The organism is Yoonia sp. 208BN28-4, from assembly GCF_037543925.1.
Classification (GTDB): Bacteria; Pseudomonadota; Alphaproteobacteria; order Rhodobacterales; family Rhodobacteraceae; genus Yoonia.
In genome coordinates this window covers 460,455-486,941 of sequence record NZ_JBBIFY010000001.1, presented here as the reverse complement: position 1 = coordinate 486,941, position 26,487 = coordinate 460,455, and the positions used below count along the sequence as shown (strand labels likewise).

Sequence of the window (26,487 nt, the reverse complement as noted above, 5' to 3'; positions counted from 1 at the left end):
GCTAGTCAAACGCCCCTGTCACGCGGCCCATCAGCATAAACGCGCGGGCCGTTCGGGTTTCCGACAGTGCGGCGATTTCCTCGTCGCTGGCCACTTGTTCGAACGATTGCAGCATCTGGTCAAACTTGCGCAAAAAGTGGTGGGCCGCATCGCGGAAGATTGTATCTTCGCGCATCCGGCCAGAGGCAAGTGCCAGCGATGAACGGTCACGCACGCCGCCGAGTGCTGCCATCGGCCTGCCCCGCTCACCCCGTGCAAAGCGTCGCCACAGTTCAGGCCGTGCACGATCAGGGCGCAGGTCATCCATATAGATACCGTCCTGCGACAGCAGCGTGAGAAGGTCCTGACTGGCCTGCACAAGCTGGCGCGCGTTGCGATCTTTCAGTGCACGGCGCAGTGCGGCAAACCCGCGCGTGTCCTGTTCAGTGTCGGGAAAATTCAGCGCGCGGATCAGGTCGGAGTTGATCAGCGCAGGCGCAATATCATCGGCTGATGTGCCCAGCGCCAGCGTTGGCTGGTCGTCCACAGGGGCGACCTTGCGTTCGGTCAGCAGTTTTTGCGCCTCACGCGATGATGTGAACGTGGCCAGCGCCGTTTCGGTCTTGCGCGTGGCCTGCGCAATTTCGGTCAGCTTCTTTTCAACCGTAGGCTCAAGCGAAGCACCCGCAGGTTTGCCTTGCCGTTCGGCCATATAGGTGTGGCGCATGCCGTCGATGGCCGCGTGCAGGCGGGCCGCCTCTTCGCGCATCACACGGGCGGATCGGGCAGCCGCAACGGCAACCCAGATCATCGCCACCGGCATGAAAACCGCCATCAGCGTCAGCACAAAGCGCAGGCTATCGAACGATGCAGCATCACCGGACGGCGGCAGCACAATAAAGAAAATCGCAACGGCCACCATCCATCCAACGGACAGCGCAAGCGCAATCACTTCGATCCGCGAGGGACCGGGCTTGGGTGTTTGGGGCTGGGGCACGTTCGCCATATCAGGGCCTTGGCCGCTTACTTATATACGATCGACAGGATTTCGTAGGATTTCTGTCCGCCAGGTGTGCGCACTTCCACGCTGTCGCCCTCGTCCTTGCCGATCAATGCGCGGGCCAGCGGGGATTTGATGTTCAGACGCCCGCCTTCGATGTCGGCTTCGTATTCACCGACGATCTGGTAGGTTTTCTCTTCGTCGGTGTCTTCGTCCACCAGTTCGACCAGCGCACCAAACTTGATACTGCCAGACAGTTTGGCAGGGTTGATCACGTCAGCCAGCGAAATCACGCCTTCAAGTTCCTTCACGCGGCCCTCGATGAACGACTGTTTTTCCTTGGCGGAATGGTATTCGGCGTTCTCGGACAGATCGCCATGCTCGCGCGCTTCGGCAATGGCGCGAATGATCGCGGGCCGCTCCACCGACTTGAGGTGTTTCAGCTCTGCGTCCAGTTTATTAAAACCGGCCTGTGTCAAAGGTATCTTGTCCATAATCGCGCATCCCCTTTGGGGCAAAAGAAGTCATCGCATGTTCATAGCTTAGTTTGACAGGTGAAAGTCAAGCCAAACCACGCCCGACGCGCCGTAATCGGCGGTTTTGTCGTCGCGTCTTGATTGCCCCGCAATGCGGCTTGCGATAGGTCAGGACGCAACAATATTTCAAGTGTGTTTCGGGGCGCGCCCCGCCTGACAAAAGGGAAGTCACAATGGCTGAAATTGAACGCGAAGCAATGGATTATGATGTGGTCATCGTGGGCGCTGGTCCTGCTGGTCTGTCCGCTGCGATCCGCCTGAAACAGCTTGATGCCGACATCAATGTCGTCGTGCTGGAAAAAGGATCAGAGGTGGGTGCGCACATCCTGTCCGGTGCCGTGCTTGATCCGTCCGGCCTGAACAAGCTGATCCCCGACTGGAAAGAAAAGGGCGCACCGCTGAACGTGCCGGTCAAGACCGACAACTTTTATATGCTGGGCGAGGCAGGCAAGATCCGCGTGCCGAACATGGCGATGCCACCGCTGATGAACAACCACGGCAACTACATCGTGTCGATGGGCAACGTCTGCCGCTGGATGGCGGAACAGGCCGAAGAACTGGGCGTCGAAATTTTCCCCGGAATGGCCTGTTCCGAGCTGGTGTTCGGTGACGACGGCGAAGTCAAAGGCGTTGTGGCTGGCGAGTTTGGCAAAGAGGCTGACGGCTCCATGGGTGCGAACTACGAACCCGGCATGGTGCTGAACGGCAAATACGTGTTCCTGTCCGAAGGCGTGCGCGGATCGCTGTCCAAGCAGGTGATCGAGAAATACGATCTGGGCAAAGGCAAGCAGGTCCAGAAATACGGCCTTGGCATGAAAGAAATCTGGGAGATTGACCCCGCCAAGCACAAGGAAGGCACTGTCACTCACACGATGGGCTGGCCGCTGTCTGAGTCCGGTGCCGGTGGTGGATCGTTCATCTACCACCTTGAGAACAATCAGGTTTACGTGGGCTTCGTTGTCCACCTTGGCTACAAGAACCCGCATACATTCCCCTACATGGAATTCCAGCGGTTCAAGCATCACCCCATGGTGGCAGAGCTGCTTGAAGGCGGCAAACGTGTGGCTTACGGCGCGCGTGCCATTACCGAAGGCGGCTATCAGTCGATGCCGAAGCTGACGTTCCCCGGCGGTGCGCTGCTGGGGTGTTCCGCGGGCATGGTCAACGTGCCGCGTATCAAGGGCAACCATAACGCCATGCTGTCGGGCATTGCCGCAGCCGAGGCAGCCCACGCCGCCATCGCAGAAGGCCGCGAGAGCGATGAGCTGACCGTCTATGAAACCGACGTCCGTGAAGGACCGATTGGTCAGGACCTGTTCAAGGTGCGCAACGTGAAACCGCTGTGGTCCAAGTATGGCCTGATGGCCTCGCTCACCGTGGGTGGTCTTGATATGTGGACAAACACATTCGGCTTTTCCTTCCTTGGCACCGTGCCACATGGCAAATCGGATGCGGACGTGACCGAGCCTGCGGATAAGCACAAGGTCATCAACTACCCCAAGCCAGACGGCAAACTGTCGTTTGATCGCCTGACCAATGTGGCGTTCAGCTTTACCAACCACGAAGAAAGCCAGCCGGCGCATTTGCATCTGAAAGACCCGTCTATTCCAGTTGATGTGAACCTGCCCAAATATGCAGGTCCATCGGCGCGCTATTGCCCCGCTGGCGTTTATGAGTTTGTGGGCACCGGTGAAGACACGAAGTTCCAGATCAACTTCCAGAACTGCGTGCATTGCAAAACCTGCGATATCAAAGACCCGAGCCAGAACATCGCGTGGACTGTGCCGCAGGGTGGTGACGGGCCGAACTACCCGAACATGTAAACGACTTTGCTGGTCGAATAACGGGCCTCGCGGACACGCGGGGCCTTTTTCGTGTCGGCGGATGTCTGCGGCTTTTTGCATCACCAATCAGCGGGCGATTGCGCCTGCATGACCGCTCCCCTAGGTTCGCTTGCGAAACACAAAGGGGCGATGGCGTGTTCAAATCCATTCTATTGGCGACAGCTTTGACAACAACGCTTGCGGGCGCGGCATTTGCACAGGCCGATCCGGGGTCATATCTGGCCGCGCGTCAGGCTGATTTCGGCAACGATTACGAGGCGGCAGCGCGGTATTACCAGCAGGCCGTGCTGGCTGATCCATCCAATCCGATGCTTCTTGAAGGCACGATGGCCGCCAATCTGTCGCTGGGCAATCTGGATGCCGCCGCACCCATCGCCGATGCCATGATCAGCCTCGGGATCGAAAGTCAGGTCGCCAATATCGTGCGCTCTGTTCAGGCGGGTCGCACGGGTAATTGGGTACAGATTTTTGAAGCGCTTGAGCAGGATCACTCTGTCGGGCCACTGGTTGATGGTCTGTCGCAGGCGTGGGCGCACATGGGTCTGGGCGAGGTGAACAAAGCCCTGATGACCTTTGACGAGGTGATCGAGGCACCGGGCCTGCGCGCCTACGGGCTATTCCACAAGGCAATGGCGCTGGCATCGGTTGGCGACTACGAGGGCGCCGAAGAAATACTGTCGCTGTCCCCAGAAGGTGGCGTGCGCCACAACCGCCGCAGCGCGATTGCCTTGGCTCAAATCCTGAGCCAGCTTGACCGCAACAGCGATGCGGTGGCCCTGATTGATGCGGTATTTGGCGATCGGCTTGATACCCGCCTGATCCAGATGCGTGCCGCGCTTGAGGCAGGCGACACCTTGCCCTACGACACCGTCCGCTCTGCCGCTGATGGACTGGCCGAAGTGTACTTCATGGTCGGCGGTGCCCTGCGCGGCGAGACGCCTGATGGCTACACCTTGCTTTATGTGCGCGCCGCTCAGGCCTTGCGCCCCAACGACACCGAGATCCTGCTGACAGCCGCCAACCTGCTGGACGATCTGGGCCGCTACGAGATGTCGAACGCCGCCTACGCGCAGGTGTCCCCTGATGATCCCGCCTATATGGAGGCCGAGATTGGCCGCGCCGATGCCCTGCGCAAAGCCGACCGTCTGGAAGCGTCAATTGAGGTGTTGCAGGCCCTATCGCGCCTGTTCCCGGAAGAGGCACGCATCTACGCCACCAAAGGCGATGTGTTGCGCCGCATGGACAAAGAGGCGGAGGCCAACGCCGCCTACACAACCGCCCTTGATCTTTACGCGCCCGACGATCCCGCGATCTGGTTCGTGCGCTATACACGCGCGATCACGTATTTCATGCTGGACCAATGGCCCGAGGCCGAGGCAGATTTCCGCGCCGCGCTGGCAATTCGCCCCGAACAGCCGCAGGTGCTGAACTTTCTTGGGTATTCGCTTGTCGAACGCGGCGAGAAACTTCCAGAAGCGCTGGATATGATCGAACGCGCTGTTGCCGCTCAGCCTGACAATGGCGCGATTGTGGACAGCCTTGGCTGGGTCTATTTCCAGCTGGGCCGTTATCAGGATGCTGTGGCGCCCATGGAACGCGCCGCGTCGCTGGAACCGGTTGATCCGGTTATCAACGATCACCTTGGCGATGTTTACTGGGCCGTTGGCCGCGAGATCGAAGCGCAGTTCCAGTGGAATCGTGCACTGTCATTTGATCCAGAAGAGGAAGAGGCGATCCGCATCCGCCGCAAGCTTGAGGTTGGCCTCGATGCTGTCCTGATCGAAGAAGGCGAAGACCCGATCCGCGTCGCCAGCGACGACTGATGCTCACCGCCCTTGCCCCAGCAAAACTGAACCTGACGCTGCATGTGACAGGCCAACGCGATGACGGTTATCACCTTCTTGATAGCCTTGTGGTCTTTGCAGACGCCAGCGACACGCTGACCTTTCGCCCGGCACCTGATCTACGCCTGACCGTGACCGGCCCCTTTGCCGAAGGCGTCCCAACAGATCACACGAACCTGATTATTCGTGCCGCCGATCTGTTGCGCCGGATGCGTGGCGTCACGGCGGGCGCTGACATCACGCTGGAAAAGCAACTGCCACACGCGGCAGGTATCGGCAGCGGATCATCGGACGCGGCAACTACGCTGAAAGCGCTGGCGCAGATGTGGGATGTGCCACCACTGCCCTTTACCGCGCCCGAGGTCGCCTTGCTTGGTGCGGATGTGCCGGTTTGTGTCGCTGGTCCCGCGCCCCAGCGTATGCGCGGCATCGGGGAGGATCTGTCTACACTGCCCACTCTGCCCACGTGTGCCGCCGTGCTGGTGAACCCGCGCGTTGCCGTGCCAACGATGGCCGCGTTTGACAGGTTGTCGACCAAGACCAACGCTGCGATGGATCAGGTGCCTGCCGGTCTTGATTTTTCAGGCTTTGCCGCTTGGCTGTCGCAGCAGCGCAATGATTTACAAGCAGCCGCCGCTGATCTGGTGCCCGAAATCGCGCGGGCAACCGAAAGGTTGGACAAGCAGCCCGCCGTGGCTTGGACGGGCATGTCGGGATCAGGGGCAACCTGCGTGGCGCTCGTGACGGATATGGCCGCAGCGCGTCAGGTCGCGCGGGTCATTCAGGTGGCCGAGATGGGCTGGTGGGTCACACCCGCCAATATCATGTGATGCGGGCGACCACGTAGTCAGCCAAATCGATCAGCATCTTGCGCAACGCATGGTCCGGCACGGCACCAAGCGAGGCTTTAGCCTTTTCCGACCATTCCAGCGCTGTATCCCGCGTCGTCGCCATCGTGCCATGCTTGGCAAACAGCGCCTGTGCATGTTCCAGATCGCCATCCTCTTGGCGGCCCTTCCCGATGGTGCGTGTCCAGAAGTCACGCTCCTCTGCATCAGCCGCCGCAATCGCGCGGATCACTGGTAGCGTCAGTTTCCGCTCACGGAAGTCATCGCCGGTATTTTTGCCAATCGCGTCCGTGCCGCCATAATCGAGAAGGTCATCTACGATCTGGAACGAAATACCCAGCGCGTCGCCGTAGTCAAACAGCGCCCGCTTGATCGCATCGTCCTGCCCCGCAATTTCTCCACCGACTTCCATCGCCGCAGAAAACAGCGCCGCTGTCTTGCCGCGCACCACCTTCAGATACGTGTCCTCGGTCGTCGCAATGTCAGCCTGCGCGGTCAGTTGCAGCACCTCGCCTTCCGCGATTGTCGCGGCAGCATTGGCCAGAATATCCAGCACCCGCAGTGATCCGGTTTCGACCATCAGCTGGAAAGACCGCGCGAACAAATAATCTCCGACCAGCACCGAAGAAGAGTTGTCCCAGAGCAGATTTGCCGTAGGCCGCCCGCGCCGCTGGTTACTTTCGTCGACCACGTCGTCGTGCAGCAGCGTCGCGGTATGAATAAACTCTACCGTCGCGGCCAGATGCACGTGATACGGCCCGTCGTAGCCACACATCCGCGCAGCCGCCAAAGTCAGCATCGGGCGCAGGCGTTTCCCGCCTGCCTCAACCAGATGCGCCGTCACCTCGGGGATGCGCGGAGCGTGTTCGGACGCCATCCGCGCGCGGATCATATCGTTCACCGCAGACAAATCATCGGCCAAGGCCTCGGCCAGTTGTTCGTGCGGTTTGGTGGCGGCGACGTCGAGGCTCATCAATCTGTCCGGTGCGTTTGATAGACAAAGGCAGCGCGCCACCTTACGTCATGGATATGAAAGAACTTTTGCGCACCAACGACCCGACAGTCATCGCATTCGCCAGCGCGCTGCTGGATGGCGAGGGTATAACCTTCTTTGAATTTGACGTAAACATGAGCGTCCTTGAAGGCAGCATAGGCATTTTGCCGCGCCGGATCATGGTCGCAGACCGTGATCTGTTCATCGCAGAGGCGGTGATGCGCGACAACGAGATCGACCTTGGCAGATGATCTGACACACGATGCCTTTCTGGGCGGTCAGGTCATGGCGTGGCAACCCGCGCGCGGTTTCCGCTCTGGCATTGATGCGGTGCTGTTGGCCGCCGCCGTGCCCGCAACCAAGGGACAGACCGTGCTGGAATTGGGCTGCGGTGTCGGGGTCGCGTCCCTGTGTCTGAATGCCCGTGTGGGTGACCTGTCGATGACAGGCGTTGAAGTACAGCCGGAGTATGCCACGCTGGCCCGCCGCAACTGTCCCGATATGCAGGTTGTAAACGCCGACCTCCGTAATCTGCCCGCCGATCTGCGGCAAAAACAGTTTCATCATGTGATGATGAACCCGCCCTATTACGACCGCACCCAAGGCACCGCCGCGCAAGACAAGGGTCGCGACATGGCGCTGTCCGGTGACACGCCGCTGGCCGATTGGATCGACGTCGCTGTCCGGCGCCTGGCTCCCAAAGGCCACCTGACGCTGATACAGCATATGACACGCCTGCCCGACGTTCTGGTGACCCTGCACGGGCGGCTGGGATCGATCACCGTCATGCCGATTATGCCGCGACCGAACCGCGCACCTGATTTGTTTTTGCTGCAAGCGCGGCATAGCGGACGCGCCCCGTTTGTGATGCGCCCACCCCTGCTCATGCACGCCAATCCAACCCATGATGGCGATAAAGAAAGCTATACAAAGCAGTTGCAGGGTATTTTGCGGGATGGCGCGAAATTGGACATCACCGCTTAACCTTTTGGCAATCGTTCTGGCACAGGCTTGCCTAAGGTCCGGCTATGCTGCCCTGCGGCGTGACTTGGCCGAAAAACTGTGGTGCTATTAATCTACGACACACCTATCAGAGGAGGACGACCATGAGCTTGAGTTCGCATTTGCAGGAACTGAAGAAGAAACACGAAAACCTCTCTATCTCGGTTGAACAGCTGCAACGCAGCCCCGCGACCGATGACCTCGAAATTGCGAAGCTGAAAAAGCAAAAGCTGATGCTCAAAGAAGAAATTTCACGGCTGACGACGCACTAGCCCACCTTTCGGGCGCTGGCGCAGAATGTCAGCGCCCCTTTCACGACGATGCAGCAAGATCGGTTGCCAAGATAAACCGGCGGCCATCTTCGAACGCGGCAGAAGCTGCGATTTCTGAAAACACCCAATCCTTAAACGCCGCGACCTGCGGGCGCGTCTCGGTCCCTTTGGGACAGACAAAGCGGAACTGCGCCTCTGTCACAACGCCCAGCGCGAAGGGCGCGACAAGCCGACCCGCCTGAAGTGCCCGCGTGGCCAAAGACACCCGCCCCAACACAACGCCCGCCCCAGCCATAGCCGCATCAAGCGCGTGATCGGCCTGCGAAAACCGTGGCCCATGACTTGTATCCAGCGACAGGCCCGCCCCCTTCAACCAGATCGGCCAGTCCGATGGCGTGCGGAAAGCGGCCAGCGATTCATCATGAATCAGCGGCACGCTTGCCAGATCATCCGGCGACTTAACGTGTTCGGCCAAGGTAGGCGTCATCATCGGCGTGATCCATTCCTTGATTAGCGGCGCGGTGAAAAGCGCAGGATCGGCATCCACACCAAAGCGGATCGCTACATCTACCTCGTCGCGGTCAAAATCCGCGATGCGCAGGCCCGCGGCAAACCGCAGCTCAATCTCGGGGTGGGCTTGGGCAAAATCATACATGCGCGGGGCAAGCCATTTTGACGTGAACGCAGGGCCCGCTGTCACGGTCAGGACACCTGTGTCATTCAACCGCCGCGCCTGACGCCATGCCATGGCCAACGCGGCAAACCCGTCTGCCGTGCCCGGCGCCAGCGTGCGCCCAGCCTCTGTCAATTCAACGGCGCGGTTGAGCCTGCGGAACAGCGGCTGCCCCAAATCCGTCTCAAGCGATTTGATCTGATAGGACAGCGCGGCAGGCGTGACGAACAATTCTGCGGCAGCTTGGGCGAATGACATATGGCGTGCGGCAGCTTCAAAGGCGCGCAACGCGGTGAGTGAAGGAAGACGATCAGACATGTTCAGTTAAATACAGCTTAACTGAAGCAAGGGAAAGACTCGTTTGTCGCTGCGTGTTTCAAAGCCCATATTGGGATCAGAACACGAAACAAGACCCAAAGGAATTGACCCATGATCGAGACAGCACGCAACATCCAGATGAGCGCCGCATACCGTAAAGCACACCAGGAACGTGGCGAGGCCCTGCGCAATGTATTCGCCTGGATGACCGGCCGCCGTTAAGGAATTCGCTCCGGTGGTTTTCGGATCGCCGAACGAAAAAGGGCCGCGCCTGATCAGCGCGGCCCTTTACTTTTGATCAAGCCAAGCGGCTTAGGTCATGTACTGACCGCCGTTTGCGGAGATTGTCGAACCGGTGATGAAGCCCGCATCGTCGGACGCAAGGAACGCCACAGTGCGCGCGATCTCGGACGCCTCGCCCAAGCGGCCCACTGGGATTTGTGGCAGGATCACTTCGTTCATCACTTTTTCAGGGATCGTGCTCATCATCTCGGTGTTGATGTAGCCGGGTGCAACCACGTTTACGGTGATGCCAGCGCGCGCGCCTTCTTGGGCCAGCGCCTTGGTAAAGCCGATGTCGCCTGCCTTGGCGGCGGCATAGTTGGCTTGGGCGAACTGGCCCTTCTGGCCGTTGATCGAAGAGATCGTGATGATGCGGCCGAACTTACGCTCGCGCATACCGGGCCAGACGGGGTGGGTCATGTTGAACACGCCGGACAGGTTGGTGGAGATAACTTCGTTCCACTGCTCTGGCTTCATCTTGTGGAACGGCGCGTCGCGGGTGATGCCCGCGTTGTTGACCAGAATATCGATCGGACCCAGATCACCCTCGACCTTGGCGATGCCTTCGGCGCAAGCCTCGTAATTGCCAACGTCCCATTTGTAGGTCTTGATGCCGGTTTCTTCGGTGAAGGCGGCAGCCTTTTCATCGTTGCCAGCGTATGTGGCCGCAACTTCGCAGCCCGCCTCTTTCAGTGCTTTCGAGATAGCGGCGCCGATACCGCGGGAACCGCCGGTGACAAGAGCAACACGGGACATAGGATTCTCCTTCTTGGGAATTTCGTTCGTAATGTAATTATACGGATGCAACCGCCTGCGCAACATTATTGCGCAGGCGTGACACGCAGTTAGTCGCGCTCAACACACAGGGCAACGCCCATGCCGCCACCGATACACAGCGTGGCGATGCCTTTTTTCGCGTCGCGGCGCTGCATTTCAAACAGCAGCGTGTTCAGCACACGGCAGCCGGATGCGCCGATGGGGTGACCGATGGCAATCGCGCCGCCGTTGACGTTCACGATCTCCGGATCCCAGCCCATTTCCTTGTTCACTGCACAGGCTTGGGCGGCAAACGCTTCGTTCGCTTCGACCAGATCAAGATCGTCCACAGACCAGCCTGCCTTTTCCAGCGCCTTGCGCGACGCCATCACGGGGCCAACGCCCATGATCGACGGATCAAGACCGGCAGTTGCGTAAGATGCGATACGCGCAAGTGGCTGGATGCCACGCTTTTCTGCATTTTCTGCGGACATCAGCAGTGTCGCGGCGGCACCATCGTTCAGGCCGGATGCGTTGGCGGCTGTGACCGACCCGTCTTTGGTGAAAGCGGGGCGCAATTTCTGCATCGCTTCCATGGTCGCGCCATGACGGATGTATTCATCCTGATCCACAACGATATCGCCCTTGCGGGTTTTTACGGTGAATGCGCTGATCTCGTCTGCGAACTTGCCAGCCTTCTGCGCGGCCTCGGCCTTATTCTGCGATGCGACAGCAAATTCGTCCTGCTGGTCGCGGGTGATCTGCCATTTGTCGGCGACGTTTTCAGCCGTCTGACCCATGTGATAGCCGTTGAACGCATCCCACAGACCATCGCGGATCATGGTGTCGATATATTTCATGTCGCCCATCTTCTGACCGGCGCGCAGATGTGCGGCGTGGGGTGACAGTGTCATGTTTTCCTGACCGCCAGCGGCAACGATATCGGCGTCACCCAGCTGGATGTGCTGTGCACCAAGCGCCACGGCACGCAGGCCGGACCCGCAAACCTGATTGATGCTCCATGCAGCGGATTCAATTGGCAGACCGGCGTTTACGTGCGCCTGACGGGCGGGGTTCTGGCCTTGGGCGGCTGTCAGAACCTGACCCAGAATTGTCTCGGACACTTCGGCTTTGTCGATGCCAGCGCGTTCAACAACCGCTTCCAGTACAGACGATCCCAGATCGTGGGCTGGCGTGTTGGCAAAAGCCCCGCAAAAGCTGCCTACGGCTGTGCGTGCGGCGGATGCGATAACGACATTGGTCATGTTTTGTCCCTCTCAAAGGTTGATTCCTTTGGCGGAACAGGGCCTAACGGCGCAAAACGACAGCAGGCCCCAACCCGCCACTTGCATGCGTGTTTATGGTGAAAAAACAGGCAGAGCAACGCGATTCCCTTACGTCATGGCGAGTTTGCGCTAACCGCATAGCGGGCAGTCGGCCCACATCAAAAGCCGAATTTCGGCACGCCAAAGTGGTAGCCTTGCAAACAGTCAGCACCCATTTTCCTGAGAAATGCCGCCTCTGCCGCGCTTTCCACGCCGTCGGCAACCACGAACATTTCGAACTGGTGCGCGACCATCATCAGCGCTTCTGTCAGGATTTGGTTATCAGGATCGCCGCCAATCCCACGGATGAAGCTTTTGTCGATTTTCACCAGATCAAAGAAGAAGTCCTTGAGATGCCGGAAAGCGATCAATCCCGCACCGAATCCGTCCAACGCAAAGGCAAGCCCGCGCGGCTGCATCTCGGCCATGAACCGGATGACCACCTCGTGCAGGATCATGGCCGAGGATTCGCTGATTTCAAAGATCAACCGTTCGCCCAGATGCGGCTGCATCAAGAGACCCTGATCCAGGGTCCGGCGCCATTTGCCATCACCAAACGATCGCGCCGAGACATTGATCGACAGACGCACGTTGGGCGTGTCGCGCAACAGCTTCAGCGCCAGATCAAGCATCACGCAGTCAATCTCGCGCCCCAGCGCGGTTTCAGCGACCACATCCATGAAATGCGCCGCCGGAATGATCCGCCCCGCATCGTCGGACACGCGGATCAGGCCCTCGTAAAACGCGACGCGGGACGGATCGCTTGCCATCACAATCGGCTGCAATGCAATCCGCGCACGTCCGGCGGCCAAGGCATCGGTCACCAATGACAGCACATCGGCGTCACGGCTGGCCATCGCCGCCTGAAACGGATCAAGCGAGGCATCATCGGCAAAATCAGGTCTGGTGGCAGCAGGGTGAAGCATGTGGCCTTTCCGCAGGTTTTCCCTATCCTGCCGCGTGGGCGCTAATGCGACGTTAAGAACAATCAAAAATCGGGGGATGTGATGGTCGAAAGATGCGGTTGGGCGGGTGATGACCCGATCTATCAGGCCTATCACGACACCGAATGGGGTGTGCCGGAATACGACAGCCGCGCGCTTTGGGAAAAGCTGATCCTTGACGGGTTTCAGGCGGGTCTGTCGTGGATCACGATCCTGAAAAAGCGCGACAATTTCCGCGCGGCTTTTGCGGGGTTCGACCCCAACATCGTGGCGACATGGGGCGAGGATGAGGTGCAGCGCCTATTGCAGGACAAAGGTATCATCCGCCACCGCGGCAAGATCGAGGCGACGATCACCAACGCCCGCGCTTGGCAGCGGATCGAACAGCAGCAGGGGTTTGATAAGTTCCTGTGGGGTTATGTGGGAGGCAAGCCGCTGGTGAACCACTTTGCCACGCAGGCCGATGTGCCCACGCAGACGCCGCTTTCGGTGCAGGTGTCAAAGGACTTAAAAAAAGAGGGCTTCAAATATTGCGGCCCCACAATCGTCTATGCGTTCATGGAAGCGACGGGGTTGGTGAACGATCATATCGTAACCTGCCACCGGCACGGGAAATGACTTAGGTCCAGCGGTCCAGTGCCGCCTCGTCCTCATCCTTGGAGGCGACCCAGTTTGTGCCCTTGCCAGTCGTTTCCTTCTTCCAGAACGGCGCGCGGGATTTAAGGTAGTCCATCAGAAAGTCCGCCGCCTCAAACGCAGCGGCACGGTGAGCGGAAGCAGTGGCCACCATCATGATCTGATCCCCAGCAGTCAGCGTGCCATAGCGGTGAATGACCAGCACGTCAGACAGCGCCCAACGATCCTGCGCCTCCTGCGCAATCTTGGTAATCGCTGCTTGGGTCATGCCGGGATAATGCTCAATCTCCATCGCGCGCAGGCCATCGGCGACGTCGCGCACCACACCTGTAAAGCTGACAACCGCGCCGATATCCGTGCGCCCTTTGCCAAATGCGTTCAGTTCGGCACCGGCGTCAAAGGCATCCTCTTGCACGCGGACGTCCATGTCAGCCGCCCGTCATCGGTGGAAAAAACGCGACTTCCCTGACACCTGCCAGCGGCGCATCAAAACCGGCCAGTTCCTGATCCACGGCAACGCGCAGCGCGGTCACATCGGCAAAGGCTGCGGCGTAACGCTCTTCGCGCGCGCGCAACTCATCAACCAGTTCAGCCACGGTGGCCGCTTGGGTGTCCACGGTTTCCTTTGGCAGGCCGATCCGTTCGCGGACCCATGCGAAATACATCACGTCCATCACTTGGCCCCCCGCAGATATGGCATTGCCTTACGCAGATAATCCGCGCCGGTGATGAAGGTCAGCACCGCCGCAACCCACAGAAGGATGATTCCGCCATACCACGTGATAGACCAGCCCAGCTCTTTCCAACGCAGACCAACAAAGTCCTCAATCGAGCCATCCATGATGCCGTCAATCGTCGCCTGATCCATTCCGATGGTCTGTTCGATGATGAAATGCTCAAACGCGCCCTTGGCGAAGAGAACCGCAATCGCGACCATCTGTGCGGTAGTTTTCCACTTGGCAAGGTTTGTCACCTTCAGCGTGCCAGCCGTATCGCCCAAAAACTCACGCAGGCCGGAAACGAACACCTCGCGGAACATGATGATCGTCGCGGGCAGCAGGATCCACGGGTTCATGCCGGAAAAACCGGTGATGACCAGCAGCGCAATAATGACCATCGCCTTGTCGGCAATCGGGTCCATCATCGCACCGAACTTGCTTTCCTGTTTCCACGCACGCGCCAGATAGCCGTCAACGAAATCGGTGACGGCAGCCACGATGAACAGGACCAGCGCAAACCAGTCGGCATAGGGGCGCGAGAAATAGAGGAACATCACCACCACACCGGGGGCCGCGAGCAGACGCAGAAGCGTCAGGATATTTGGGATGTTCCACTTCATGCCAGCAGAGTTAATCGCTCTGCCGGACAGATACCAGAACCCAGTTCAAATTATGGCGTGAGGTCTTCGCAATCGCTGGGGAAATAAATCTGCATGCACAGATCAAATCCAGCGCCTTTGGTCACGGTGACATCAGCTATGGTGCCCAGATCGCCAGCAGGCACCTCGGCCATGCCGTTGATGCCCGATGGCCCCCAGACGGTCACGGCAAAGGGGATATCGGCGCGGTCCTGCTCCATCGGCGCGAACGGCAGGCTGATTGCGTCCGACCCTTCGGTCAGGCCCAGCGCGTAGGGTTCGCCTTTGGACAGGGCTTCGACGACATAGATCTCGAGCGTGTTCAGGTCTTCCGCCTCATAACCTGCCAACGTGATATCGGCCTGACGGAATGCCAACGGCACGTCGATCCGGTCGCTTGCCGCGGTCACTGTGATCGTGTCGGTCGCGGTCAGCTTGGACATGCGACCACCCGCGCTTTCAAACCGCAGAGCCACGTCATAATCGCCGGGGAATAGCCCGTTCGCCTGTGCGATACCGTCTTCACCCGCCATGACCCAGAAACCGTCGCGCCCGTCCTGTGGCCGTAGTTCAAACACAGGCGTGGCAAAGCTGTCCTGCCATGCCAGATCGCCTGCCACGCCAAGCGCGACATCACGCTGGCGCATGTCAAAATCCATCGCGACTTCATCCCCGACAGATACGGTCAGCGGGCGGCGCAGGGTCAGGCCGTTATCATCAGTCACTTCGATGAAGTGTTCGCCGGATGGTAAAAGCACGCTTTTCTCGCCGTCTTCCACCGGACCCAGATTATTGCTGGCAAAGCCATCAGACAGCCAGAGGTTCATCGGATCGTTGCTATCGCTTTGGACGTTGACGGTCAGCAGGGCCGCATCCAGCACGAACTCTACGGTCTGTGTTTCGCCGCGACCCACGGTGATAAACTGCTCCTCGGGTTCCAGATTGGGCAGGAAGGCCCTGACATAGACCTCTTCACCGGGCGGGACGTTAAATGCGTTGGCTTGGTTGGGGTTGGACATGATGCTCATTACGTCGGTCAACGTGCCGCCGTCGCCTTCTGTCACGTCCAGAATGACACCTGCGCTCCAACGGGCGAGGTCGGTAACGTCTTTGCCACCGTCCGTCAGCACGGCTTGCCCGACGACTTGAGCGGGCTGCACATAAAAATACGCGCCAGCGCCCACGATGGCTGCTGCTGCGACTGCACCGAAAATAATGGCCTTGCTCATTTAAATGTCTCCTCGTCGTGAATGCACCTAAGGATGCAAAGGCATGGGGGCGACCGCAAGGTCAGGATTTCATTCCCTTGCTGCAAAGCGGCCCAATCGGTGCGAGACGGTTAACATACTGTTAACATTATAAAACCTTCCCCACGGAGAAGGTCAGCCGTTCTCGTGAAAGAAATCGTAGATCGTCTGCGCCATGTTACCCGACACACCCGGCACGGCCTTGAGGTCTGCCAGATTGGCCCGCGCAACGGCCTTGGCCGAACCGAAATGCGCCAGCAGCGCCCGCTTACGGCCTGCGCCGACGCCAGCGATATCATCCAAGGGGTTTTTGCTGATCGCTTTGGCGCGTTTAGCACGGTGGGTGCCGATGGCAAAGCGGTGCACCTCGTCGCGCATCCGCTGGATGAAATAGAGCACCGGATCGTTGTGGCGCAACGCCTTCACCGGCTTTCCGGTGCGATAAAACACCTCTTTGCCCGCGTCGCGGTCCTCGCCCTTCGCCACACCAATCATGGGCACGTCACCAACGCCCAGCTTCTCCATGATCTCGCGCACAGAGCTGACTTGCCCAGCACCGCCGTCGATCAACAGCAACTCGGGCCAGACGCCCGATTTGCGTTCGGGGTCCTCTTTCAGCAGGCGTTGGAAGCGGCGGGTCATCACCTCTTTCATCATGCCAAAGTCATCCCCGGGGGTAAGGTCTTCGCCCTTGATGTTATATTTGCGATACTGGCTTTTCTCGAACCCCTCCGGCCCCGCGACAATCATTGCACCCACGGCAAAGGCGCCCTGAATGTGGGAGTTGTCGTACACCTCGATCCGTTGCGGGACGCTCTCTAATTCGAACGCCTCGGCCACGCCCTTGAGCAGTTTGGCCTGTGTGGCGGTTTCCGACATCTTGCGGGCGAGACTTTCCTTGGCGTTGCGCAGCGCGCCCTGCACAAGTTCCGCCTTTTCGCCCCGTTGCGGCACCGTAATCTCGACCTTGCGGCCCGCCTTTTCGCACAACGCCTCTGCCATCAGATCTTCGTTATCGAGGCCATGCGACAGCAGCAGCATCTTGGGTGGCTCGCGGTCCGAGTAGAATTGCCCGACGAAGGCTTCCATGACGACCGACGCATCCTCTTCGCCGCTGATGCGAGGATAGTAGTCGTGGTTGCCCCAGTTCTGGTTGGCGCGGATGAAAAACACCTGCACGCAGGCTTGTCCGCCGTTGATGTGCAACCCGATCACGTCAGCCTCTGCCGTGGACTGCGGGTTGATGCCTTGGGCCGTCTGCACCTGCGTCAGCGCCTTGATCCGGTCGCGCAGGGCGGCGGCGCGTTCGAACTCCATCTCGGCGCTGGCGGCGTTCATCTCTGCGGCGAGCGCTTCTTGAATGCCCTTCGTGCGGCCGGACAGGAATTTTTCGGCGTTAGCGACGCTACGTGCATAATCTTGCGGTGTGATTAAGTCACAGCACGGTCCAGAGCACCGCTTGATCTGGTATTGCAGGCACGGCCGCGTGCGGGTCTCAAAATCGCTGTCGGAACAGTTGCGTAGCAGGAATACGCGCTGCAATTGGTTCAACGTCCGGTTCACGGCACCCGCGCTGGCGAAGGGGCCAAAATAGTTGCCTTTTTCCTTCTTCGCGCCGCGGTGCTTTTTAATCTGCGGATAGGCATGGGATTTCGAGACGAGGATATTGGGAAACGATTTATCGTCGCGCAGCAACACGTTGTATTTCGGTTTCAGCTGCTTGATGAGGTTTTGTTCCAGCAACAACGCCTCAGTTTCCGTCCGCGTCGTCAGGAACATCATCGATGCGGTTTCGGAGATCATCCGCATGATCCGGCCCGAATGCTGGCCGGGGCGGCTATAGCTGCTGACCCGTGCTTTCAGATTGCGGGCCTTACCGACATACAAAACACGGCTGTCCGCATCCAACATCCGGTAGACACCGGGCGACGCATCAAGCGTGCGCAGATAGGACGCGATCAAGTCATATCCGGTCAGTGTCTTGGTTGACGCAGGGTCGCTCATGCGGGCCTCATGATTCTTGGTGTTGCTGCAATGGTAACGTGGTTGGGGCAAGAGGAAAGGCATCCACGGAACTTGTGGATAACTCCGTGGGCAAAACACTCTAAGCTACAATTTTCCGTTGAAAACAGGAGGCTTCAGCAATGTGCCTATTTTTTCAGCGATTTTTCAACCCCTTGATATTTCAATATATTTATATGAACAAATGATAAAATATTGAAAACACTAAGGAAAAGTAAACCGTTCGTGATCTTGACAGGGCTTAGTGCACAACTTTTTCAAAGCGCTTTGGATTCGGTAGCCGATTCTGCTATTCGACACCCAGAACATCCGGCGTTTGCCATGCCAGATGCTGGCCGCCATCAACGCTGATCATTTGCCCTGTCACCGCCTTGGCATCAAGGAAATAGCCTAGCGCCGCGGTGATGTCGTCGGGGTTCGCGCCGCGCCCCAGCGCCGTTGCGGCACGTTGCCGTTCAAAGTGTGATGCGCTTTGCCTGTGGCCCTGTAGCGTTGGACCGGGGCCGATCCCGTTCACGCGCACATGCGGCGCAAGACCCTGAGCAGCAGTGCGGGTCAAAGCCCATAGGCCCATCTTGGCGACGGTGTAGCTTGTAAACTCTGGCGTCAGCTTGTGGACACGCTGGTCCAGCATGTTGATGACAAGCGCTTGCGCGACAGGTTCGCCATTGTCGTCATCGACAGCCTTGGGCGCTTGCGCGGCAAGGGCTTGGGTCAGCACAAAGGGCGCGCGCAGATTGCTTTCGATATGGCGGTCCCAACTGGTGCGGGTCGCGGAATCGATATTATCGTATTCAAAGATAGAGGCGTTGTTGATTAGGCAGGTGATCGGCTGGCCCAGTTTCTTGGCTGCGGCGGGTAGCAGCGCTTGGGTCGCATCTTCGTCCAATAGGTCTGCCTGAAGGGTGACGGCCTTTCGGCCCTGTGCAGTGATCTGCGCGGCTGTTTTGTCAGCGCCATCGGCAGAGGACGCATAATGCACAGCTACGTCATAGCCGCGACCCGCCAGATAAAGCGCCATTGCACGCCCCAGACGCGCACCGGCCCCTGTCACAAGTGCGGCAGGCATCAGGCCAGCACCACGAGGATATAAGCCACGTAAAGTGCCGACAGGATCACGCCCCACAGGCGGCTGATGTTCACCTTCATGAAGACAAACGGGATCAACAGCAGGGACGCGGCCAGCATCACCCAAAGATCAAACGTCAGGAACTGGGGATCAACGGGGATCGGGCCGACAAGGCTGGCCACGCCCATGATGCCCAGCAGGTTGAACATGTTCGATCCGATGACGTTGCCCAGCGCCACATCCGCCTGTTTGCGCAGCGCAGCCATGACGGTGGTTGCCAGCTCGGGCAGTGATGTTCCGACAGCGACAAGGGTCAGACCGATCACCGTTTCGGAGATGCCGAACTCTGTGGCAATGTTCACAGCGCCATCCACCAGCAATGACGCACCCAGCGGCAGACCAACAAGTCCAAGGATCAGATAGAACGCGATCTGGCTGCCCTTCATATCGGGGTCGGCGCCTTCGACATCTTCAATGTCTCCCGCCAATACGTCGGCGGCATCTGCCTTCGCCTCGGCGCGGTGGGCGCGAGCGGACATGGCAGCGTGGGTCAGCATGGCCGCCAAAGCGGCCAAAAGGATCAGGCCACTGATCCATGTGAACGGGCCAAAGAAGCAAAGGACGATGAACAAAACCGTCGCCGCGATCATCTGGAGAAAGCTGTCGCGCGTATCGCAATCGGCGGTGTGCATCGTCGCCAGCAAGGCGGGAATACCCAGTACCAGCAGAATGTTGGCGGTGTTTGACCCCACGACGTTGCCCAGCGCAAGACCCGCGACGCCATCGAGAATGGCATTGATCGAGATTAGCAGTTCCGGCGCGGATGTGCCGAAGGCCACAATCGTCAGCGACACTATCAGCGCAGGCACACCTAGGCGGAGTGACAGATTGACCGCCCCTTTGACCAGAAAGTCACCTGCCAAAAGCAGGATCACCAGCCCGAGCGCGACATAAAGCCAATCCATATTTATCCTAACCTTTGCCGCAACGGCATGTACCCTTGCCTATCTTATATCGCCCACACCGTTTGCATTTGGCCGCAGCCAAACGCGCCTGCCCGGGAAAGCGCACTTTCCCAAAGATAGCGAGCACGGCGATAAAGGCCAGAAACAGTGAGACGATTTTGATAATCACGTCAGAGGCCGAACCGTGCAAAAGCGGCGCGATCTTCAACCGACGCGATGGTGTCATTCACCACAGCCGCGCCGAAACGCTGGAAGATCGATTTCTTCTGGCCATAGCGACGGAACTGCGTCTTATCGCCAAAGCGGCGTTTCATTTCAGGCACAAGATGGGCGATGCCATCGGCCAGACCCTGCTGAACGCCCTTGTCACCGATGAAGACTTCGCCGGTGAACAGATCGGGATTATCGGCCAGCTTTGCGCCACGGCGCGACTTGACCCACCCGATAAATGTCTCGTGCAGATCGTCCAGCCAACCCTTGAGGCGGGCGACATCCTCGGGTTTTTCCTCGCGGAAGGGGTCGAGCATGGATTTGGATGTGCCAGCGGTATAGACGCGGCGTTCGACGCCGTAGCGTTCGATTGCGTCTTGCAGGCCAAAGCCCGCGCTGATCACGCCAATTGATCCGGTCAGTGAGCAAGCGTCGACAAATATCTCGTCGGCGGCACAGGCCAGCCAGTAACCGCCTGATGCGGCCACATCCTCAACAAAGGCAAAGACCGGCACGTCGGTTTCTTGTGACAGGCGGCGGATGCGCGCGGCGATGAGCGACGATTGCACGGGTGAGCCGCCGGGACAATTGATTTCAAGTGCGACAGCAGCAGGCTTGCCCCGCTTGAAGGCCTTGTGCAGCACAGGCGCCAGACCGGTGTCATCCAGCCCGCGCCCGCCGGTTGTGATCGCCCCTTGCAGGCGCACCACGGCGACAAAGGGATCGGATTTGATAAAGGGGATATAGCGTTTCATCTTCGTCACCTATGCAGCGTCATCGTGGGTCACAAGGCCGCTTTATTGCCTAATCCGCCAGCCCGTGCGGAATATCCACCAGATGACCGTAATGCAGATACCTGTGAACAGTGCGATAGCAAAAAGCGATATGCCAATCGGCACATCTGCCGTGCCAAAGAACGACCAACGGAACCCGCTGATCAGATAGACCACCGGATTGAACATCGTAATCGTCTGCCACACGGGCGGCAGCATCGTGACGGAGTAAAAGCTGCCGCCAAGAAACACGAGCGGCGTGATAATCAGGAGCGGGATCAGTTGGAGCTGTTCAAAGTTGCCCGCCCAGATGCCGATGATGAAACCCAAAAGCGCGAAACTCAGGCAGGTCAGCACAAGGAAGGCGACCATCGCCAAGGGGTGCGCGATTTGCAGATCAACGAAGAAATACGCGGTGCCAAGGATGATGACGCCGATAAACAGCGCCTTGGTCGCCGCCGCACCAACGTAGCCCACGGTGATTTCCAGAAAGTTCACCGGTGCCGACAAAAGCTCGTAGATAGTCCCGATAAACTTTGGGAAATAAATGCCAAAGGATGCGTTTGATGTGGCCTGCGTCATCACGGACAGCATGATCAGGCCGGGAACGATGAACGCGCCATAGCTTACGCCTTCGACGCTTTCGATCCGGCTGCCGATGGCGGTGCCAAAGACCACAAAGTAGAGCGATGTGGACAGCACAGGCGACACAAGCGACTGCGTAATCGTGCGGAAGAACCGGGCCATTTCGAACCGGTAGATGGATGCCATTGCTGTCCAGTTCATGCCTTTTCCTCAACCAATCCGACGAAAATATCCTCAAGGCTGCTTTGATCGGTTTGCAGATCGACCATCTGCAGCCCCGCCTTTTGCAGATCGTTCAGCAGCGTGGTGATCCCCGTGCGATCGCCTTGGGTGTCGTAGGTGTAAATCAGTGTGTTGTCCTGCGCCGTCAGATCGTAGTGCGCCAGTGCTGCGGGAATATCGGTGACGGGGGCAGCCAGTTCGATCTTCAACTGCTTTTTGCCCATCTGGGCCATCATCTCGGCCTTGTCCTGCACCAGCAGAATCTCACCCTTGGAAATGATACCCACGCGGTCGGCAATCGCCTCGGCCTCTTCGATATAGTGCGTGGTCAGAATGATCGTGACGCCGGTTGCTTTCAGATCGGCGACGATTTCCCACATGTCCTTGCGCAGTTCCACGTCCACGCCGGCTGTCGGCTCGTCAAGGAACAGGACGCGCGGTTCATGCGACAGCGCCTTGGCGATCAGCACGCGGCGTTTCATCCCGCCCGACAGCGTCATGATCTTGTTGTCCTTCTTGTCGAGCAAGGACAGTTGCTTGAGGATCGCATCAACCTTTGCATCGTCACGCGGCTTGCCGAACAGACCGCGCGAAAAGCGGACGGAGTTGGCGACCGTTTCAAACGGTTCCAGATTGATCTCTTGTGGGACAAGGCCGATCAGATCGCGGGTCTTGCGATATTCGGTCTGGGTATCGTAACCGCCCACCTTGATGGTGCCGCTGGTGGGCACAGCGATCCCGCAGATTGTTGATATCAGCGTGGTCTTGCCAGCGCCATTGGGACCAAGCAGGGCAAGGATCTCGCCCTCTTCTATATCCAGATCGATGTTCTTGAGCGCCTCGAACCCGCCGTCATAGGCCTTGCGCAAATTCCGCACTGAAACGATGGATGTCATATGGCCCCCTGCCCTTGATCTGCGCGAACGTAGTGCGCCCGTGCGCAAAGGGAAAGGTCACATGCGTTCGGCCAGTTCCAGCATCCTGTGCGAAAAGCCCCACTCGTTGTCATACCAGCCGAAGACCCGCAGCAGGCCCGCCTGCGTGATCCGCGTTTCCGGCAGGGCGATGATCAGGCTTTCGGGACGCGCGCGCAGGTCTGATGAGATAAGCGGCAGGGTGGTGGACCCGATGATGCCAGACTGTTGCAAGAACAGTTCTTGAGCGGCATCCAACGTGGGCGTGTCGCGCAATGTTAGCGTCATATCGACAGCCGATACAGATGCTACTGGCACGCGCACTGCCGCCCCTTCGATCCGGCCCGCGATGTCTGGCAGAACCTGATCCAGCAGGCGCATGGCAGAGGTGGTGGTCGGCACCATCGACAACGCACCGGCACGACTGCGTTGGAAATCGCCGCGCGGCGCGTCGATCATCGGCTGGCTACCGGTATAGCAATGGATCGTTGTCATCCAGCCGGCCTTGATACCCCATGTGTCTTCCAACAAGCGCACCAAGGGGGCCAGCGCATTGGTGGTGCAGGACGCGTTAGACACGATGGGTTGGTCGGCCAGATCGCTTTCATTTGCGCCAAGCACAATCGTCACGTCAGCGGCATCAGACGGGCCGGACACTAGCACGCGGTGCGCACCTGCTTTCAGCCCCCGCTCTGCAAAGGCGCGATCATCGGCCTTGCCCGTGCAGTCCATGACAATATCAACGCCGGACAGGTCCAGCCCGCTGATGTCGGTGGTCGTGTGAATAGGCATACGATGGTCGTCGATCACAAGTGTATCGCCGTCCAGCGTCACCGTGCCGCGATAGGGGCCAAACACGCTGTCATAGGCCACCAGATGCGCGATCAGATCGGCGGCAGCCATATCGTTGACGCCGACAACCTCGATATCCGGCGCGGCACCCTGTGCCCAGGCACGCAAAACCGTGCGACCGATACGGCCCAGTCCGTTGATAAAAATCCGTGTCATTGCGACGTGTCCTTTGTTCTTCGGCACGCTGCACCCCATTGCGCAAAAGGGCAAGGTTTCGCCGCCCTGTTACGTCTTGTCACATAGCAAGACGCCGCTGCGGGTTGATCGAAACAGGTTGAGAACATATGAAGAACACATGGCACAGATGTCTTTACAAAATAAGCTCGCGATTCTTTCCGATGCGGCGAAATACGACGCCTCTTGCGCATCCTCGGGGTCAACCAAGCGGGATTCCAAGGATGGCAAAGGGCTTGGCTCGAACGAAGGGTCAGGGATTTGCCACGCCTATGCGCCTGACGGGCGCTGCATCAGCCTGCTGAAAATCCTGATGACGAATTTCTGCATCTACGATTGCAGTTATTGTGTGAACCGTGTGTCGTCCAACGTGCCGCGCGCGCGGTTTTCGGTGGATGAGGTGGTCAAGCTGACCGTCGATTTCTATCGCCGCAATTACATCGAGGGGCTGTTTTTGTCGTCGGGCATCATCCGGTCGCCCGATGCGACGATGCAGGACATGGTGCAGATCGCGCGCAAACTGCGGGTGGAAGAGAACTTTCGCGGGTATATCCACCTGAAGACGATCCCCGATGCAGCGCCCGAGCTGATTGCCGAGGCGGGGCTACACTCCGACCGTCTGTCGATCAACGTGGAGCTGCCAACCGATACGGCCGTCACGCAATACGCGCCCGAGAAAAGCCCTGAGCAGATCAGACGCGCCATGGCGGATGTGCGTTTGCGCAAGGAAGTGGCGAAGGACAAAACCCACACGGGCCGCCGCCCGCCAAAGTTTGCGCCTGCGGGGCAATCCACGCAGATGATTATCGGCGCGGACGGATCGAATGATGCGACTGTGCTGGGGCAGTCGACGCGGCTTTATTCCGGCTATAAACTCAAGCGCGTCTATTACTCCGCCTTCTCGCCCATTCCCGATGCGACCGCGAAACTGCCGTTGATCAGCCCGCCGTTGCAGCGCGAACACCGGCTTTATCAGGCGGACTGGCTGCTGCGGTTCTACGGGTTTGATCTGGATGAAATCACATCGGTGACGCCCGACGGGAACCTTGATCTGCATATTGATCCTAAGCTGGCGTGGGCGCTGGAAAATCGCGGGCTGTTTCCGATGGATGTAAACACCGCGTCCAAGGAAATGCTGCTGCGCATCCCCGGTTTTGGCGTGAAAACCGTGCAGCGCATCATCACAACGCGACGGCACAGGCACCTGCGCTATGAGGACCTGACGCGTATGGGCGCGTCGTTAAAAAAGGCGCAGGCGTTTATCACAGCGGGCGGTTGGACACCGCGCGCTTTGACCGACAGCGCAAATTTGCGCGCTCGGTTTGCGCCGCCGCCGGAACAACTGTCGCTGCTATGACGCAGGCGATCACCGTCCCTCGCCTGCATGCCGACACCGCGTGGCGCGATGCGGCGCGGGGTTTGCTGATCGCAGGTGTGCCACCGGAACAGGTGACATGGGGCGATGACACGACGCCCAAGGGGCTGTTTGACGATGACCGTCCTGTGCCACCCAGTGGTCAGATCACAGTGCCGCGCAGCTTTATCAGCCTTGCCAACACCGTTGTCTGGCATAGTGATCCTGAACGATTTGCGCGGCTTTATGCGTTGCTGTGGCGACTCCAGAAAGAACCGTGGTTGATGACAGATCGCGGCGACGCGGCGGTGGCAAAACTGCGCACGATGGAAAAGAACGTACGGCGCTGTCAGCACAAGATGAAGGCCTTTGTACGGTTCCGAGAGATCGGCAAACCCACCGACAACCGCAGATCCTTTGCGGCGTGGTTCGAGCCGACACATCACACGGTCGAGCCGACAGCGACATTTTTTCAAAAGCGGTTCGGGGATATGGACTGGCGCATCATCACCCCTGATGTGTCGGTGTTCTGCGAGGCAGGCGACCTGCGGTTCGAACTGGATCATCCTACGCCCGATCTGCCGGATGACGCGGCAGAGGATTTATGGATCACGTATTTCGAGAACATCTTTAACCCTGCCCGCCTGAAGGTGCAGGCGATGCAGTCGGAGATGCCCAAGAAATACTGGAAGAACATGCCAGAGGCGGCGTCAATTCCCAAACTGATCGCAGAGGCCCCTGCCCGCGCCCGCGCGATGGCAGAGGCCGCCCCGACGCTCGCCCCTGCTTTTGCGGCCAACGCACAGGCGCAGCAGGCGCAAAATATCTCGGTCTGGGATGGACCCGCAGACGCCTTGCCCGCAGCGATCAAAGGCTGCACGCGCTGCCCGCTGCATGTATCCGCAACGCAAGCCGTGCCGGGCGAGGGGCCGACAGATGCAGCGTTGATGATTGTCGGCGAACAACCCGGCGATCAGGAGGATCTGAAGGGGCGTCCGTTTGTTGGACCCGCGGGTCAGGTATTTGATCAGGCCGCGCAGCACGTGGGACTGGATCGTCGATCGGCCTACATCACAAACGCTGTGAAGCACTTTAAATTCAAACCCAAGGGCCGCAGGCGCATCCACCAGCGGCCCAATGTGTCCGAGATTGATCACTGCAAATGGTGGCTGGACGCAGAGCTGGCACAGATCAAACCAAAGCTGGTTATTGCAATGGGGGCCACTGCGGCACTGGCGCTGACAGGTCGCAGCGATGGGATTGGGCAGCGGCGTGGGCGGATAGAGCGCGGGATCGACGGAACGCTCGTGTTGATTACCTATCACCCGTCATTTGTGTTGCGCACGCCAGACCAAGGCGCACAGGACGCGGCGATGGCGCACTTGCAAGCCGATCTTGCGATGGCGGTTGCATACACCCGCGATGCGGTGGCGGCGCGTTCAAATGTCGGGGAGGTTAGCCAGTAAACCGGAGGGCGGGCTCATTAGGCT

At 59.0% G+C, this 26,487-nt stretch carries 27 protein-coding genes; 9 read left to right on the top strand and 18 right to left on the bottom strand.

The window, feature by feature from the left end; translation table 11 throughout:
* Position 1: 1 nt before the first annotated feature.
* Complete coding sequence (locus V8J84_RS02375) at positions 2–985, bottom strand: hypothetical protein (protein ID WP_339927996.1); 984 nt, start codon at positions 983–985, stop codon at positions 2–4.
* A gap of 17 nt (positions 986–1,002) precedes the next feature.
* Complete coding sequence (gene greA / locus V8J84_RS02370; RefSeq protein ID WP_339927995.1) at positions 1,003–1,473, bottom strand: transcription elongation factor GreA; 471 nt, start codon at positions 1,471–1,473, stop codon at positions 1,003–1,005.
* A gap of 215 nt (positions 1,474–1,688) precedes the next feature.
* Between greA and V8J84_RS02365 the strand changes: the two genes are divergently transcribed.
* The 3 genes from V8J84_RS02365 to V8J84_RS02355 all read left to right on the top strand — a co-directional run bounded on the left by V8J84_RS02365 (position 1,689) and on the right by V8J84_RS02355 (position 6,033).
* A complete protein-coding gene (locus V8J84_RS02365; RefSeq protein WP_339927994.1) occupies positions 1,689–3,338 on the top strand; it encodes an electron transfer flavoprotein-ubiquinone oxidoreductase in 1,650 nt (549 codons plus the stop codon).
* A 155-nt stretch (positions 3,339–3,493) separates the two neighbouring features.
* On the top strand, positions 3,494–5,182 hold the full coding sequence (locus V8J84_RS02360) for a tetratricopeptide repeat protein (RefSeq protein WP_339927993.1): 1,689 nt from the start codon (positions 3,494–3,496) through the stop codon (positions 5,180–5,182).
* Positions 5,182–6,033, top strand: a complete 852-nt coding sequence (locus V8J84_RS02355) for a 4-(cytidine 5'-diphospho)-2-C-methyl-D-erythritol kinase (protein ID WP_339927992.1) — start codon at positions 5,182–5,184, stop codon at positions 6,031–6,033. The genes V8J84_RS02360 and V8J84_RS02355 overlap by 1 nt, the downstream gene beginning before the upstream one ends.
* On the opposite strand, the gene V8J84_RS02350 is transcribed toward V8J84_RS02355, so the two are convergent.
* Positions 6,026–7,024: a polyprenyl synthetase family protein gene (locus tag V8J84_RS02350; protein WP_339927991.1), complete on the bottom strand. Its 999-nt coding sequence runs from the start codon at positions 7,022–7,024 to the stop codon at positions 6,026–6,028. The two genes, V8J84_RS02355 and V8J84_RS02350, sit on opposite strands and share 8 nt — an antisense overlap.
* A gap of 56 nt (positions 7,025–7,080) precedes the next feature.
* On the opposite strand from V8J84_RS02350, the gene V8J84_RS02345 reads away from it, so the two are divergent.
* From V8J84_RS02345 to V8J84_RS02335, 3 genes are all read left to right on the top strand, one after another.
* Entirely contained in the window at positions 7,081–7,296 is a 216-nt protein-coding gene (locus V8J84_RS02345) for a putative signal transducing protein (RefSeq protein ID WP_339929060.1), read from the top strand.
* A complete protein-coding gene (locus tag V8J84_RS02340; protein WP_339927990.1) occupies positions 7,286–8,029 on the top strand; it encodes a tRNA1(Val) (adenine(37)-N6)-methyltransferase in 744 nt (247 codons plus the stop codon). Before V8J84_RS02345 ends, V8J84_RS02340 begins: the two co-directional genes overlap by 11 nt.
* A gap of 122 nt (positions 8,030–8,151) precedes the next feature.
* Entirely contained in the window at positions 8,152–8,319 is a 168-nt protein-coding gene (locus V8J84_RS02335) for a YdcH family protein (protein ID WP_339927989.1), read from the top strand.
* A 40-nt stretch (positions 8,320–8,359) separates the two neighbouring features.
* Here V8J84_RS02335 and V8J84_RS02330 read toward each other — a convergent pair whose 3' ends face one another.
* The 4 genes from V8J84_RS02330 to V8J84_RS02315 all read right to left on the bottom strand — a co-directional run bounded on the left by V8J84_RS02330 (position 8,360) and on the right by V8J84_RS02315 (position 12,599).
* Positions 8,360–9,310, bottom strand: coding sequence for a transcriptional regulator GcvA (locus V8J84_RS02330; RefSeq protein ID WP_339927988.1), 951 nt, complete (start codon positions 9,308–9,310; stop codon positions 8,360–8,362).
* Between the two features lie 312 nt (positions 9,311–9,622).
* The gene (phbB, locus tag V8J84_RS02325; RefSeq protein WP_339927987.1) at positions 9,623–10,348 is read right to left on the bottom strand and encodes an acetoacetyl-CoA reductase; all 726 of its coding nucleotides are present in this window, start codon (positions 10,346–10,348) and stop codon (positions 9,623–9,625) included.
* Positions 10,349–10,437: 89 nt separating this feature from the next.
* Positions 10,438–11,613, bottom strand: coding sequence for an acetyl-CoA C-acetyltransferase (locus V8J84_RS02320; RefSeq protein ID WP_339927986.1), 1,176 nt, complete (start codon positions 11,611–11,613; stop codon positions 10,438–10,440).
* 179 nt (positions 11,614–11,792) lie between these two features.
* Positions 11,793–12,599, bottom strand: a complete 807-nt coding sequence (locus V8J84_RS02315) for an EAL domain-containing protein (RefSeq protein ID WP_339927985.1) — start codon at positions 12,597–12,599, stop codon at positions 11,793–11,795.
* An 81-nt stretch (positions 12,600–12,680) separates the two neighbouring features.
* Between V8J84_RS02315 and V8J84_RS02310 the strand changes: the two genes are divergently transcribed.
* Positions 12,681–13,235 carry a DNA-3-methyladenine glycosylase I gene (locus V8J84_RS02310; protein WP_339927984.1) on the top strand — a complete coding sequence of 185 codons (555 nt, stop codon included), beginning with the start codon at positions 12,681–12,683 and terminating at the stop codon, positions 13,233–13,235.
* A 1-nt stretch (position 13,236) separates the two neighbouring features.
* Here V8J84_RS02310 and V8J84_RS02305 read toward each other — a convergent pair whose 3' ends face one another.
* The 11 genes from V8J84_RS02305 to V8J84_RS02255 form a co-directional block, all read right to left on the bottom strand.
* Positions 13,237–13,680: a molybdenum cofactor biosynthesis protein MoaE gene (locus V8J84_RS02305; RefSeq protein WP_339927983.1), complete on the bottom strand. Its 444-nt coding sequence runs from the start codon at positions 13,678–13,680 to the stop codon at positions 13,237–13,239.
* A gap of 1 nt (position 13,681) precedes the next feature.
* The gene (gene moaD, locus V8J84_RS02300) at positions 13,682–13,927 is read right to left on the bottom strand and encodes a molybdopterin converting factor subunit 1 (RefSeq protein WP_339929058.1); all 246 of its coding nucleotides are present in this window, start codon (positions 13,925–13,927) and stop codon (positions 13,682–13,684) included.
* On the bottom strand, positions 13,927–14,592 hold the full coding sequence (gene pgsA, locus V8J84_RS02295) for a CDP-diacylglycerol--glycerol-3-phosphate 3-phosphatidyltransferase (protein WP_339927982.1): 666 nt from the start codon (positions 14,590–14,592) through the stop codon (positions 13,927–13,929). Before pgsA ends, moaD begins: the two co-directional genes overlap by 1 nt.
* A gap of 50 nt (positions 14,593–14,642) precedes the next feature.
* Positions 14,643–15,839, bottom strand: coding sequence for a hypothetical protein (locus V8J84_RS02290; protein WP_339927981.1), 1,197 nt, complete (start codon positions 15,837–15,839; stop codon positions 14,643–14,645).
* 153 nt (positions 15,840–15,992) lie between these two features.
* Positions 15,993–17,861: an excinuclease ABC subunit UvrC gene (gene uvrC, locus V8J84_RS02285; protein ID WP_339927980.1), complete on the bottom strand. Its 1,869-nt coding sequence runs from the start codon at positions 17,859–17,861 to the stop codon at positions 15,993–15,995.
* A 307-nt stretch (positions 17,862–18,168) separates the two neighbouring features.
* Positions 18,169–18,948: an SDR family oxidoreductase gene (locus tag V8J84_RS02280; protein WP_339927979.1), complete on the bottom strand. Its 780-nt coding sequence runs from the start codon at positions 18,946–18,948 to the stop codon at positions 18,169–18,171.
* Positions 18,948–19,913: a calcium/sodium antiporter gene (locus V8J84_RS02275; protein WP_339927978.1), complete on the bottom strand. Its 966-nt coding sequence runs from the start codon at positions 19,911–19,913 to the stop codon at positions 18,948–18,950. Before V8J84_RS02275 ends, V8J84_RS02280 begins: the two co-directional genes overlap by 1 nt.
* A 170-nt stretch (positions 19,914–20,083) precedes the next feature.
* The gene (locus tag V8J84_RS02270; protein WP_339927977.1) at positions 20,084–20,878 is read right to left on the bottom strand and encodes a S49 family peptidase; all 795 of its coding nucleotides are present in this window, start codon (positions 20,876–20,878) and stop codon (positions 20,084–20,086) included.
* A gap of 42 nt (positions 20,879–20,920) precedes the next feature.
* Positions 20,921–21,682 carry an ABC transporter permease gene (locus V8J84_RS02265; RefSeq protein ID WP_339927976.1) on the bottom strand — a complete coding sequence of 254 codons (762 nt, stop codon included), beginning with the start codon at positions 21,680–21,682 and terminating at the stop codon, positions 20,921–20,923.
* Complete coding sequence (locus tag V8J84_RS02260; protein ID WP_339927975.1) at positions 21,679–22,599, bottom strand: ABC transporter ATP-binding protein; 921 nt, start codon at positions 22,597–22,599, stop codon at positions 21,679–21,681. Before V8J84_RS02260 ends, V8J84_RS02265 begins: the two co-directional genes overlap by 4 nt.
* Positions 22,600–22,656: 57 nt before the next feature.
* Positions 22,657–23,625, bottom strand: a complete 969-nt coding sequence (locus tag V8J84_RS02255; RefSeq protein ID WP_339927974.1) for a type I glyceraldehyde-3-phosphate dehydrogenase — start codon at positions 23,623–23,625, stop codon at positions 22,657–22,659.
* A 139-nt stretch (positions 23,626–23,764) separates the two neighbouring features.
* Here V8J84_RS02255 and V8J84_RS02250 point away from each other — a divergent pair, with 139 nt between their 5' ends.
* Positions 23,765–25,000 carry a putative DNA modification/repair radical SAM protein gene (locus tag V8J84_RS02250; RefSeq protein WP_339927973.1) on the top strand — a complete coding sequence of 412 codons (1,236 nt, stop codon included), beginning with the start codon at positions 23,765–23,767 and terminating at the stop codon, positions 24,998–25,000.
* Complete coding sequence (locus V8J84_RS02245) at positions 24,997–26,463, top strand: UdgX family uracil-DNA binding protein (protein WP_339927972.1); 1,467 nt, start codon at positions 24,997–24,999, stop codon at positions 26,461–26,463. Before V8J84_RS02250 ends, V8J84_RS02245 begins: the two co-directional genes overlap by 4 nt.
* The last annotated feature ends 24 nt before the right edge of the window (positions 26,464–26,487 follow it).